The sequence below is a fragment of the Bacteroides sp. An19 genome (assembly GCF_002160215.1).
Lineage (GTDB): Bacteria > Bacteroidota > Bacteroidia > Bacteroidales > Bacteroidaceae > Phocaeicola > Phocaeicola intestinalis.
In genome coordinates this window covers 1-13,170 of the sequence record NZ_NFKD01000049.1, presented here as the reverse complement: position 1 = coordinate 13,170, position 13,170 = coordinate 1, and the positions used below count along the sequence as shown (strand labels likewise).

Sequence of the window (13,170 nt, the reverse complement as noted above, 5' to 3'; positions counted from 1 at the left end):
GGAGCGGAAAGGACCCAAAAATCGCCCAAAGCACACACGAAAACGGATACATCAAGCCAAGAAAAACTTTTTGGAGAAATTCAAAACAGCTTCTAAATTCACCTTCGGGGAATATCCACCGAATCTTCGGCTTTTCCGTTCAGCCAGCGTGAGAAGAAGTCTACCATGCGCCAGTAGAAATACTCGTCCATATCGCCGAAGCCGTGACGCTGGCCGGGGAGGATAAGCATCTCAAAGCGTTTGTTGGCACGAATCAACGCGTCTACTACGCGGATGGTGTTTGCCGGATGTACGTTGTTGTCGATGTCGCCGTGTACCAGCATCAGGTGTCCTTTCAGCTGTTTGGCTATTTCGGGATTTGTCGCTATCTTGTACACAAAGGTCGTGTCTCCCTTTTCGGTAATCTCTTCTTTTACGCCGTGATGGGTCTCGCTCCACCAGCGGTTGTAGATGCGGTTATCATGATTCCCGGCACACGATACGGCGGCTTTGTAGAAATCAGGATACTGAAGGATAGCGGCGGTAGACATGAATCCGCCTCCTGAGTGCCCGTGAATGCCTACGCGGTCGATGTCGATGTATTTGTAGCGTGCCGCCAGTTGCTCTACCGCTGCCTTATGGTCGGCAAGGGGATAGTCGCGCATGTTTCCGTATCCGTAGTTGTGATACCATTTCGAGCGGCTGGGATGTCCTCCGCGCTGTCCTACCGAAATCACGATAAAGCCAGCCTGCGCCAGGCGGTCGGTGCGTACGCTCATGCGGGTAAATGGATAATAGACCGCTTCTACCTGCGGACCGGGATATACGTAGTCGACTATCGGATAGACTTTGGTCGAATCGAAATTATAAGGCTTGTACATCACGCCATAGAGGTCGGTCACACCATCGGCAGCTTTTACCGTAAAGAGTTCGGGGAACTGGTAGCCTGCGGCAAAAAGCTGGGAGAAATCGCTTTCCTGTAAATCCATCACCTTATTTCCGTTGCGGTCTATCAGGACAGCATTCGGAACGGTATTTACCCGCGAATAATTGTCAACGATGAAACGCGCATCGTCGTCCATGTCTGTTTCGTGGAAGTATTCGCCTTCGGTCAGCCGTTTCAAGCCGCTTCCGTCGGCATTCACTTTATACAAGTGTTCGTAATAAGGATTCTCGTTTGCTTCGCGTCCGTTGGCAGTGAAGTAGATGGTGCGGGTGGCAGGGTCTACCTTTACGACACGCTCTACGTGCCACGGTCCTTTGGTGATGCGGTTTTTCAGGTTTCCTTGGTCATCATATAAATAAAGGTGTGCCCAGCCGTCTCGCTCGCTCCATTGGATAAACTCTTTCCCACCGTTGAATACCTGAATGGGGCGTGTTTCCTGATAGGTGTTCATCCGTTCTTTTACGATGGGGACGATGGAGTCTTGTCCGATGGTGTACGTACATACATCGATGCGGTGCAGGTCGCGGCTGCTGCGGGTCAGGAAGAAGCGGTTGTTGTCACCCTGCCATACAACGGGGATCAGCTCCGCGTCACGTTCTTTCATCTGGAACGGGCGGTTTTCAATTGCCAAAGTCTGGTTCTTCCATGCTGCCGTACGGATTTCTTTCCGGGTGTTCGTGGTCATGTCGAAGATGTACAGGTGGTCTTCGGGAGCATCCATCTCGCCCGGCATCTGGTAGCGGTAAGTCTCCAGTGTGGGACGGGGCGAAGCCGTGGAGTTGATGACCCACAGGTCTTTCACCTTGCGCTCGTCGGTCACTACGGTCACGAAATGTTTCGAGTCGGGCGACCAGTATCCCCATACGCCCCGGCGTTTGCCGTTGCACAGGGTATCGGTATTCAATATGCTGTAAGGAATGCCATAGCCGAAGTGCTCGCTTCCGTCTTTCGTCAACTGGATTTCTACAATCGTACTGTCCTTTTCGTCCTTTTGCGCCTTGCGGTAATCGGCGATGCTCATGCGGTAGAGGTTGCAGTCCTTGGCATATACCACCGTTTGTCCGTCGGGAGAGACCGATGCCCAGTCCAGCCGTTTCGGTTCCTTGGCTTCTTCGGTCAGCAGGGTCAACTTGCGTGTCGGATAATCGTAGGAGAAATAAAATACTTCCTTTTCGGGGGTGTCTGCCTTTTTCTTGTCATCCTTCTTCGGCTTCTTGTCTTGCGAAGAGGTTACTTCGAAGGTAAAGGTACGTCCGTCTTCTTTCACTTTCAGGTTTTGGATGGGTAAATGGCGTGCCTCGAACGGGTCGTGAACGATTTCGGTAAGTTGGGATGCCAATTCATCGCGGTCGAATAGCGGAGTCTTCCGGCGTGCGTCGGGGTCGACTACATACCACGATGTGCCTTCGCTGGTTTTGTATTCGAACCAAAAATCGTTTCCGGTCGGGAACCAATGCGGGTCGACTTTGGTAGAGAACAGCATCGTGTTCAGTTTTTCTCGTGTGAATTTCTCTGCCTGAAGGTATTCGGGCAGACGCTCTTGGGCAACGGAAGGCATTGCCTGAAGGGCAAGTCCCAAGAGCATAAGGGATAAAATGCGTATTTTCATAAACTCTGCTTGTATTAAAATTTATTTCAAGCCCCAAAGATACGAAAAATGCAAGTAAGTGTATCGGTTTTGCGGATATTCAAATAAAGAATCACACTGATTTTTCGCAATCCATTTCCGATTAACTACATACAGTCAAGTTGTTTTGAGCACGATATTCCTTTGGGGTACATCCTACTTTTTTCTTGAAGAAGCGCAGGAAGTGCTGCGGATATTGGAATCCCAACATATCCGCTACCTGTTTCGTGTTCATCTTGGGGTCAAGAAGAGCACTCTTTGCGATTTCCGCTATTTTGGATTGGATAAGTTCATGCGGGCTCTTGCCTGTTTCTGATTTCACCAAATCGCCAAAATAGTTGGGAGAAAGGCAAACTTTTTCAGCAAAATATTTCACGGTGGGAAGCCCTTGCAGACGTGCCGTGCCGGAATCCCAATACTCGTCCAGCAATTGCTCGAAACGGATAAGGACATCGTTGTTCAGCACTTCGCGCGTGACGAACTGACGTTCATAAAAGCGCATGCAATAATTGAGCAGCACTTCAATGTTGGCGATTATCAGCGGTTTGGAAAACCTGTCGATGGGGTGCTCCAGTTCATGGGCTATCTTGTTCATATAATCCTGCACGATGACACGTTCGTCCGCAGACAAGTGCAACGCCTCATTGGAAGCATACGAAAAGAAACTATACTGCTTCATTTTCTGTGCCAATGGGGTACGGAACAGAAAATCGGGATGAAACAACAGTGCATCGGCTTCAGGCACAGGTCCCTCTTCGATACGGTGGATGCTGCCGACTTGTATAAACCCAAGAACGCGGCAGGCAAGCTCCCAGCCATCGCGGTCAGTGGACCGTTCGGGGCAGTGAAAGAGCAGGCATCGGGACTGTATGCGCAGACATTGGCAGAGCACGGTTTCCTGACCATTGCTTTCGACCCCTCTTTTACCGGAGAAAGCGGCGGGCAACCCCGTAGTGTGGCATCGCCGGACATCAACACGGAAGATTTCAGTGCGGCGGTAGACTATCTGTCCACCCGTGACGATGTAGACCCGGAGCGCATCGGCATACTCGGCATCTGTGGCTTTGGAGGTTTTGCCATCAACGCGGCGGCTATGGATACGCGCATCAAAGCGACGGTGGCTTCCACGATGTATGACATCTGTCGGGGGACGGCAAACGGCTACTTCGATGCCAATGACAATGCGGACGCCCGCTATGAAATGCGCAAGCAACTGAATGCCCAACGGACGGAAGACTATCGCAACGGCACGTACAAGCGCACGGTGATGAATCCCCAGCCTGCCGATGACGCGCCACAATTTATGAAGGATTATTATGACTATTATAAAACGAAGCGTGGCTATCACTCCCGTTCCATCAATTCAGGTCTGGGGTGGAACGTCACTTCCTCGCTTTCACTTCTCAATATGCCCATTTTGGCTTACAGCGATGAAATCCGCAGTGCCGTATTGGTGGTGCATGGCGAAAAGGCACATTCGCGCTATTTCGGCGAGGATGCCTTCAAGAAGCTGAAAGGTGACAACAAGGAATTGTATATCGTGCCGGGAGCCAGCCATACCGACCTGTACGACAACCTGGAAAAAATACCGTTCGGCAAGATAGTCGAGTTTTACAACCAATACCTGAAGTGATATGAAACGGCTGATTTACTGCTGTGGAGTGGCTATTTTCCTCCTTTTTACGGCAAATGCCCTTATTGCCTGCTCGGACGATGACCCGATGGAGGAAAGGACGGAAGTTCCCGCTCCGCCATCTGATGAAAATGAGGGCGATAATGAAGGAAACAACGATAACAATAACGGTGATGACAATGCATCCATGGAAAGAAATATTACAATTTCAGTAAACGGAACATCGTTTGCCGCTACGCTGGCAGACAATGAGGCTGCACGGGCTTTTGCAGCCATGCTCCCCCTTACGCTGGATATGAGCGAGATGAACGGCAACGAGAAATACCATTACTTATCGGAAAATCTGCCTACGGACAGCTATCGTCCGGGGACAATCCAGACAGGCGACCTGATGCTTTACGGCTCGTCTTGCGTCGTCTTGTTTTACGAAACTTTTTCGTCCGGCTATAGTTACACACGCTTGGGGCAGATAGACAATCCCGAAGGGTTTGCCGCAGCCTTGGGAGGTGGAGATGTAAGCGTAAGGTTTGAAGTCCGGTAATACCAGTCGATGATTTGTGTATTCTTTGTTGCGCCGGATTTGTGCTCCGGCGTAACAAAGAAAAGAATATTATCAACCTTTCTCATCCGTTTTTTTATTTCTTCCCGAAACCGTTGCTTCCGTATTTGAATTACATTTGCTCATGCTTTGACCGTTTTCCGGCGCAACACGAAATAAAGTCCCAGTGCGATGAAGGGAATGCTCAATACCTGCCCCATGTCGATGGGCATGGCATTCTCGAAATCCACCTGACGTTCTTTGAGGAACTCGATGAAGAAGCGGAACGTAAATATCAGGGTGATGCAAAGCCCGAAGTAGAACCCTTTGCGTACGTTGTCTTTTCGCTTCCGGAATATCCAGACCATGATGCCGAAGAACACGAAATAGGCAAGGGCTTCGTATAGCTGGGCAGGATGGCGGGGCTGGAGATCGACCTGCTCGAAGACAAACGCCCAAGGAAGATTGGCCGGCATGCCGATGATTTCGGAATTCATCAGGTTGGCAAGGCGGATGAAGCCTGAAGCTACCGGTGCGGCGATGCCCAACATATCGAGTATGTCCAAGTAGTGCATCTTGGTTTTCCGGCAAAAGAAATACAGGGCGATAATCAAGCCCAACGTCCCTCCGTGGCTGGCAAGTCCGGCATAACCCGTAAATATCCAGTCTCCGTTGGGAAGAAAGCAGACTGGAAGTACGATTTCCAAGGGATGTGCCAGGAAGTAGGAAGGGTCATAGAACAGGCAATGACCCAACCTGGCACCCACAAATGTACCTACCATGCAATATACGAACAGCGACTGGTAAGTATCTATCGGAAATTTCCTCACTTGATAGAGCTTGTACACTACTTGGCAAGCTGCCAGAATGGCAATCATCCAGAAGATGCTATACCACCGAAGTCCGAAATTTCCGATGTGGAACAGTACGGGGTCGGGATTCCAATGAATGTAAAGCAGGTTCATCTATTTTCCTTTATATTTATATTAGAAAATAAACCGCATCACATCGTTGAAGTTCGCCCAAATGAGGAGGGCAAGGAGCAGGAACATGCCTACCATCTGCGCATATTCCATAAACTTGTCGCTCGGCTTGCGGCGGGCGATGATTTCGTAGAGCAGGAACAATACGTGTCCGCCATCGAGCGCCGGAATAGGCAAGATGTTCATAAAGGCGAGGATGATGGAGAGGAATGCGGTCATTTCCCAAAAACGTTGCCAGTCCCATACCTTTGGGAAGATGCTTCCGATGGTACCGAAACCTCCCAGACTCTTGGCTCCTTCGGCGGTAAAGACATACTTCATGTCGTTGGCATATCCTTTCAATGTATTGATTCCTAACATAACACCTGCTGGGAAAGACTGGAAAAAACCATACGACACATCGGTCACTTTATAATCGATCAAGCCTCCGTAGGCGTTTACCTTGAAGCTGGCATCCGTCTGTACATTGACTGTATCCCGTATTCCGGCACGTGAATAAACCAATGTGAACTCGCCCGAAGTCTTTTCCTGCAATTCGGCGTTCAGTTGAAGGCGGTTCATCTGGTCTAAGAACTCGTTCCAAGAATTGATTTCCGTACCGTTGAATGCTACAAGTGAGTCTCCCTTTTGAATGCCTGCCTGTGCAAATCCTCCTCCGGCTATGACCGAATCCACTACATTCGGCTGGAATACGGATACGAACATCGGACTCTGTTGGGCTACATCGAGCAGGCTCAGTTCGGGCATCAGGATTTGTTTCTCTTCTCCATCGCGAAGCACGGTCACTTCGTGCGCTTCGACGATGCTCCGAATCATGTCTCCGTTGAAGCGGGTTAATTCCTCACCGTCGGCACTTAGGAGAATATCCCCGTCACGAAAACCTATCTCTTTTGCCTGTTCATTAAATTTCATTCCATACGTCATGTCTTTCAGGGCAATGTACGAATCGCCCCATGTAAAAAGAATCATGGAATAAATAAACAAGGCAAGGATGAAGTTCATCAGCACTCCGCCCACCATTACCAGAAGCCGTTGGCCTGCAGGCTTCGAGCGGAATTCCCATGGCTGAGGCGGCTTTTTCATCTGTTCGGTATCCATTGATTCGTCAATCATACCGGAAATTTTGCAATACCCTCCCAAGGGTAGCCAGCCTATACCATACTCCGTATCGCTATGTTTGGGCTTGTATTTGAACAAGGCAAACCACGGGTCGAAGAAAATATAAAACTTCTCTACCCGTATCTTAAAGAGGCGGGCAAAGAAAAAGTGTCCTCCTTCGTGCACAATTACCAGCAGCGAAAGGCTGAGAATGAGTTGGAGAGCACGAATCAAAAATGTTTCCATATCGTTTTCTTGTTTTTAATTTTTTAGTTGGCAAGGTGAAAAGGACGAGTTGACAAGGTTTTGGAATGTTCTCCCAAGGTATTTTAAGCCTTGTCACCTTGTTGTCTTGTCACCTTGTCATCTTGTTTATCACTAATTCTGCGGCAATGCGCCGTGTTTCGGCATCGGTAGCCACATAGTCTTCATACCTCGGGCGCTGGATAAACGGCACGCGTGTCATGGTTTTCTCGATGACCTCACTCATGCCGAGGAACGAAATCTTGTCTTCCAGGAATGCCGCAACCACCACTTCATTGGCGGCATTTACGATGCAGGGCATGTTGCCTCCCTGATGCAGTGCCTCGTATGCCAAAGCCAAGTTGCGGAAACGTTCCGTGTCGGGCTTCTCGAAAGTCAGCGTATTGTATTTGGCAAAGTCCAGCCGCTCTCCCGAAAGGGAAACCCGCTTGGGGTAAGAGAAAGCGTATTGGATGGGCAGACGCATATCGGGCACGCCCAACTGGGCTTTTACCGCTCCGTCCTCGAACTCCACCATCGAGTGGATGACCGACTGGGGATGTACTACTACCTCAATCTGTTCGGGGCGCACGCCGAAGAGCCATTTGGCTTCGATTACTTCGAAGCCCTTGTTCATCATCGAAGCCGAGTCGATGGTTATCTTGGCTCCCATGTGCCAGTTGGGATGATGCAAAGCCTGCGCCTTGGTGACCGTGCGGAGCTGGTCGATGGTGTACGTGCGGAACGGGCCACCCGACGCGGTAAGAATCACCTTCGATACAGGATTGTTCACCTCCAGGCATTGGAAAATAGCCGAGTGTTCCGAGTCTACCGGAAGAATAGGGGTATGATATTCTTGTGCCAGAGCATTGATAATCTCACCCGCTACGACCATGGTTTCCTTATTGGCAAGGGCGATGGCCTTTCCCGCACGGATGGCATTCATTGTAGGCAGCAGACCGGCATAGCCCACCATAGCGGTTAAAACGATGTCAATCGGTTGGGATTCTACAATCTGAGCCAGTGCGTCTTTTCCGGCATACACTTTTACGGGTAAGTCGGAGAGTGCTTCTTTCAGTGCCGGATATTTGTCTTCATTGGCTATCACAACGGCTTCGGGTTGGAACTCGCGTGCCTGTCGGGCAAGCAAATCCACCTGATTGTTTGCCGTAAGAGCATACACTTCGTACAGGTCGGGATGCTCCTTGATGACTTGCAAGGCTTGTGTCCCGATAGAACCTGTAGAACCTAATATCGCTATTTGCCTTTTCATATTTCCTATTAGACAATTTACAAATTACTATTTACTTGTTTCTTCATTCTTGGTTCATTCACGTTCATACTTTTAAAAATCGTAAATGTTCCAATCGTAAATTTAAAACACAACGTATTGCTCGGGATTGACCGGATTCCCTTTATGCCATAACTCGAAGTGCAAGTGGGGCTTGTCGTCCTTGTCTATGGCATCACCTACCAAGGCGATGCCTTCTCCTCCTTTTACCTTGTCGCCTTCGCGTTTCATCAACGAATTGCAGTGTTTGTACACCGAGATGAAGTTCTGCGGATGCTGTATCTGGATGACGTATCCCCACGTGGGTGTATAACCGGCGAAGATGATTGTGCCTTCCAGTACGGACAGTATCGTTTCATTCGGGCTTGCGGTCAAATCAACTCCATAATGGCGGTTGTCCGGATTGAAGTTCGTAGACATCACACCCCGTACCGGACGGTAGAAAATCAGTCCGGCAGCTCCCTCTTCAGTAATTGCCGTCAGATTATAACGTTCTTTTTCTTCGTATTGTTTTACAAACTCTTCTTCTTCCTTCGAGCGTGCTATCAGTTCTTCCTCGCGCAAGTCGGTCAGCGAATCGATAGACTGCACCGTATCTGCCTTTACCTGTCCGCTTAAAATGTCGCGGATATTCATCACATAGCGGTTTTGGCGTTCGAGCGCAGCCTGTAGCGAATCGGCACGCAGGGCATTTGCCACTACCTGTGCACGCACTTCACTGTTCATGTAGCCGGGCAGATAGTTGCGTAAAGGCGTAAAGACGATTATGGCTGCAGCTATGCAGAATATCACCGCACACGACACCAGCAATACCGACAATCCGTTCAATTTCGAGACGTGAATCCCCACGATCTCCTCCAACGTGTTCTCGTTGACGATACTCAGCTTGTACTTGAACCGGATGTTATGCCAAAATGCCTTGCGCGCTTTTTTCATACCTTACTCCTTATTTATTTTATACCTTATATATATTAAGGTTCGATTAATCCGTCGGGCACGTTTACTTTCATTACCTTCTTCTCCCGGTCTAAACCGATGATAAACTCTTCGTGGGCAGGCAATAAAAGTTCTTCTCCGTCTTTCTCGATGGCGAACAAGACATTAAGGGTAGTATCGTCTACATTCGTTATCTCTCCCAAATAGCCGTGATGCACATCTTCTACCCGGAAACCGATAAAGAAGTTCCAGGAAGTCACGTCTTCTTGCTCGTCCATGAATTTCTTGGGGAAATACACTTCTACGTTGGTGAACCTGCGTGCCTGCTCGGCGGTATCGATGCCTTCGAATTTCACCAGTGCCACCGTATCGGAACGGAAACGGTATTCCTCCATGAAGAACGGAACCAGGATGCCGTCCATGAGCAAGATAAGGTAATCGCAATCCACACGGTCGAATATATCATCGGTAAAGGTGAAAGACACTTCTCCTTTTATGCCGTGCGGCTTGTTGATGACACCGATTTTAAAAACTTCTTCCTTTCTTATCATACGCTTTATTCAATACGGGTGATACGTGCGCCCAAAGCCGACAGGCGTTGTTCGATATATTGGTATCCGCGGTCTATCTGTTCGATGTTATGGATACGGCTGATGCCTTCCGCATCGAGTGCGGCTATCAACAGGGCGATGCCTGCGCGTATATCGGGCGATGTCATGTTGCCTCCGCGAAGCCGGAACGTACGGTCATGTCCGATAACTACCGCGCGGTGCGGGTCGCAAAGGATAATCTGGGCGCCCATGTCGATAAGCTTGTCCACGAAGAACAGGCGGCTCTCGAACATCTTCTGATGAATCAGGACACTCCCTTTGGCTTGGGTGGCAACTACCAGCATGACGCTTAGCAGGTCGGGGGTCAGTCCGGGCCAAGGCGCATCGGCTATGGTCATAATCGACCCGTCGATGAACGATTCGATTTCGTAGTGTTCTTGGCAAGGTACGAAAATGTCATCGCCATGTTGTTGCAGGCGGATGCCCAACCGGCGGAAACTGTCTGGGATGATTCCCAGATTCTCGTACGATACGTTTTTAATGGTAATTTCACTTCCTGTCATTGCTGCCATACCGATAAAACTGCCTACTTCAATCATGTCTGGCAAGACACGGTGTGTACATCCTTTCAATGTCTTTACCCCTTCGATAGTCAACAAGTTCGAAGCTATGCCTTCGATATGTGCTCCCATGCGGTTCAGCATCCGGCAAAGCTGCTGAATGTATGGCTCGCAGGCAGCATTGTAGATGGTGGTCTTCCCTTCGGCAAGCACTGCTGCCATTACGATGTTGGCGGTACCTGTTACCGATGCTTCGTCAAGTAACATATAGGTGCCTTTCAATCGCTTGGCCAGAATGCGGAACGTACCCCTTTGATTATCATATTGAAAATCAGCTCCCAGTTTCTGGATTCCCAAGAAGTGTGTATCCAGCCTGCGTCGTCCGATTTTATCTCCTCCCGGCTTGGAAATGACCGCACGTCCGAAACGTGCTACAAGCGGTCCTACCAGCATCACCGAGCCACGCAAGCGCGAACACCGCGCCAGGAAATCGTCGCTTTCCAGATAATCGAAGTTGACAGCATCGGCACGGAACGCATATGTATCCGCATTCTGCTTTTTTACCTTTACCCCCATATCTCGAAGCAGCTGGATAAGGTTGTTTACGTCCAATATATTCGGAATGTTGCTGATAATCACTTCTTCATCGGTCAGCAATGTGGCACAAATAACCTCCAGCACTTCGTTTTTCGCTCCTTGCGGGATAATTTCGCCGTGCAGTTTATGTCCTCCTTCAATTACAAATGATGCCATATAGTCTTCTGGTTTTCAATACTTCCTTTTTTGCTGGTTATTGTTTCTCTGTTGGTTGTTATTGTTCATTTGGCGTCTGCGGGGCATCGTGCGTTGTTCTACCAATTGCACATCATCAATGGTCAATTTGATTTTTTCTCCTGAAAGTTCATACAAATCATCCAGTATTTTCTGGTTTTCCATACCATCCTTGTTGTTCCAGTTCTGGTAATCTTTTTTCATGTGGTTGGCAATCATTTGCAAAAGACGCTTACGCTCTTCCCCTTCCGGATAATCAACAGCTATGCGAATCAGGTTCTGTATATAACTGCCATAGTGCCGGTAACGGATACGATGTTGTGGGTAAGGAATGCGGTCGGGTTTGATTTCCAGGCTTTCCTTTTTTACTACCTCCACCGGATAATCGATATCTAGCTTGAAATCGGACATAATGGCAAGGTGGTCCCACAATTTATGATTGTTGTCATTTGCATCACGCAAGTAAGGAAACATGCCTCCCATGATGTTTATAATCGTATTGGCACAGCGTTGCCGCTCTTTGCGGTCTTCTATCGTCAAAGCATAGTCTACCATGTTTTGTACGCTCCGGCCATATTCCGGTAGCGGCAATCTTCGTTGTTGGGTATTATATTCCATATTTTTTAAGTTAGGGACTAGGGTTCATGTTCTAGTTGGCTCGACTCTTAATATACTTATAAGCATCGGACCGACTCATTTATAATAATTTTTTGGGCTTTGAAGCCACAAATTCCTTCAGGTAAAAAGGTTCAAAATAGGCTACATCCTTAAAATCTTCGATAGCCATTGCCTTTTCAGCCAAAGGGAACATCCATTTGGCTAACGGATAGATTTTTTCAATGAAATGTGCATTGGGGTGTGTTAGCTTTGTCCGGCACTTTTCCGCACCGTTTCCAAAGAAATATACGGGATGATCGGCAAGCAATTCTGCATATGAATGCTCGTCAATCACATCTGCTCCTGTAGGACGTACGACTCGCAACGCACGGTCATAAATAGTAGCATATACCTCCATACGACGCGCATCAATCATCGGGCAAAGCAATGCATCGTCTGGCAATTCGTGGCGAAGTAATACCGGTACACACATCACTTCCAGTGTAGGAAGTCCGATAAGAGGTACTCCACGCCCGTAACACACTCCTTTGGCCATCGACACACCTATACGGAGACCTGTGTACGAACCTGGCCCGCAGCTTACTGCTACCGCATCTAACGGTATGGCATGGCTTTCAACAAATGATAACGCCCGGTCTACATATACGCCCAAAGTCACGGCATGTGAAGGCCCGTTGAAGTCTTCTTCCGAATAAATACATGCTCCGTCCTGGCTGACGGCAACCGAACAGACCTCTGTAGAGGTCTCAATATGTAAAATGCACGACATAAATCTATTATTAAGTACGAGTGTGCAAATATACAATTATTTTTTGAGTTTGTAAGTTTTTGAGTTTGTAAGTTTTTGAGTTTGTGCCAGGGGAGTGGCAATTATGGATGTTCTTTTAGCTAAAATAAATGATATGCGAAATGAAGATATATTTAGAAGCTGTTTTGAATTTATCGTGCGATGATTTGGGATGAGTTTTTGTGGCATTTCCGCTTCTGTGATGAGGAAGATAGCGGGCTATCTGACGAAGAACAGGAGCGGAAAGGACCAAAAAATCGCCCAAAGCACACACGAAAACGGATACATCAAGCCAAGAAAAACTTTTTGGAGAAATTCAAAACAGCTTCTTAGAGCCTGTTTCAGTTAGCTTCGTGGCCTATAGCAGTTAGTTGGATTGGCTTATGAATATATCTTCGTTTTTCCGGTTGGGTTGATTGTGTCTTGTAAACTTGGGGATTCTCTCTCAGGGCTGGAAATGCCTCAAAAGCTCATTCCCAATCATCGCACGTAAATTCAAAACAGTTTCTTCTATGTTGTAATCCAAATATCCAGAGAATTTTTTTATTTTATTAAAGGTTTTCATTAGCTTTGTAATCAAGGAGTTGAAGAGGACGCAAGCTCTGCTGA

The 13,170-nt window shown here is 48.2% G+C and carries 11 protein-coding genes and 2 pseudogenes; 3 read left to right on the top strand and 10 right to left on the bottom strand.

What is annotated here, in order from left to right; genetic code table 11:
- Window positions 1–98: 98 nt before the first annotated feature.
- Together B5F25_RS15445 and B5F25_RS15440 are read right to left on the bottom strand one after the other, a co-directional pair.
- Complete coding sequence (locus tag B5F25_RS15445) at window positions 99–2,534, bottom strand: alpha/beta fold hydrolase (protein WP_087250552.1); 2,436 nt, start codon at window positions 2,532–2,534, stop codon at window positions 99–101.
- A gap of 121 nt (window positions 2,535–2,655) precedes the next feature.
- Window positions 2,656–3,291 (bottom strand): annotated as a pseudogene (locus tag B5F25_RS15440) (helix-turn-helix domain-containing protein); the annotation flags it as partial.
- Window positions 3,292–3,321: 30 nt separating this feature from the next.
- Between B5F25_RS15440 and B5F25_RS15435 the strand changes: the two are divergent.
- Window positions 3,322–4,185: pseudogene (locus B5F25_RS15435) on the top strand (alpha/beta hydrolase); the annotation flags it as partial.
- 1 nt (window position 4,186) lies between these two features.
- Window positions 4,187–4,726: a cyclophilin-like fold protein gene (locus tag B5F25_RS15430; protein WP_162614435.1), complete on the top strand. Its 540-nt coding sequence runs from the start codon at window positions 4,187–4,189 to the stop codon at window positions 4,724–4,726.
- Between the two features lie 140 nt (window positions 4,727–4,866).
- Here B5F25_RS15430 and lgt read toward each other — a convergent pair whose 3' ends face one another.
- The 8 genes from lgt to tsaB all read right to left on the bottom strand — a co-directional run bounded on the left by lgt (window position 4,867) and on the right by tsaB (window position 12,543).
- Window positions 4,867–5,688 carry a prolipoprotein diacylglyceryl transferase gene (gene lgt / locus B5F25_RS15425; RefSeq protein WP_087250547.1) on the bottom strand — a complete coding sequence of 274 codons (822 nt, stop codon included), beginning with the start codon at window positions 5,686–5,688 and terminating at the stop codon, window positions 4,867–4,869.
- A 21-nt stretch (window positions 5,689–5,709) separates the two neighbouring features.
- Window positions 5,710–7,050: an RIP metalloprotease RseP gene (gene rseP, locus B5F25_RS15420; protein ID WP_087250545.1), complete on the bottom strand. Its 1,341-nt coding sequence runs from the start codon at window positions 7,048–7,050 to the stop codon at window positions 5,710–5,712.
- A gap of 109 nt (window positions 7,051–7,159) precedes the next feature.
- Entirely contained in the window at window positions 7,160–8,320 is a 1,161-nt protein-coding gene (locus tag B5F25_RS15415) for a 1-deoxy-D-xylulose-5-phosphate reductoisomerase (protein WP_022040222.1), read from the bottom strand.
- Between the two features lie 102 nt (window positions 8,321–8,422).
- Complete coding sequence (locus tag B5F25_RS15410; RefSeq protein WP_013617466.1) at window positions 8,423–9,274, bottom strand: M23 family metallopeptidase; 852 nt, start codon at window positions 9,272–9,274, stop codon at window positions 8,423–8,425.
- A gap of 35 nt (window positions 9,275–9,309) precedes the next feature.
- Entirely contained in the window at window positions 9,310–9,825 is a 516-nt protein-coding gene (gene rimM, locus B5F25_RS15405; RefSeq protein ID WP_087210765.1) for a ribosome maturation factor RimM, read from the bottom strand.
- Window positions 9,826–9,830: 5 nt separating this feature from the next.
- Window positions 9,831–11,138 carry a UDP-N-acetylglucosamine 1-carboxyvinyltransferase gene (gene murA / locus B5F25_RS15400; RefSeq protein ID WP_087250543.1) on the bottom strand — a complete coding sequence of 436 codons (1,308 nt, stop codon included), beginning with the start codon at window positions 11,136–11,138 and terminating at the stop codon, window positions 9,831–9,833.
- A 15-nt stretch (window positions 11,139–11,153) separates the two neighbouring features.
- Entirely contained in the window at window positions 11,154–11,774 is a 621-nt protein-coding gene (locus tag B5F25_RS15395; protein ID WP_022040219.1) for a DUF4290 domain-containing protein, read from the bottom strand.
- 79 nt (window positions 11,775–11,853) lie between these two features.
- The gene (gene tsaB, locus B5F25_RS15390) at window positions 11,854–12,543 is read right to left on the bottom strand and encodes a tRNA (adenosine(37)-N6)-threonylcarbamoyltransferase complex dimerization subunit type 1 TsaB (RefSeq protein ID WP_022040218.1); all 690 of its coding nucleotides are present in this window, start codon (window positions 12,541–12,543) and stop codon (window positions 11,854–11,856) included.
- A gap of 180 nt (window positions 12,544–12,723) precedes the next feature.
- Between tsaB and B5F25_RS21895 the strand changes: the two genes are divergently transcribed.
- Window positions 12,724–12,894 carry a hypothetical protein gene (locus B5F25_RS21895; protein WP_162614434.1) on the top strand — a complete coding sequence of 57 codons (171 nt, stop codon included), beginning with the start codon at window positions 12,724–12,726 and terminating at the stop codon, window positions 12,892–12,894.
- Window positions 12,895–13,170: the final 276 nt, after the last annotated feature.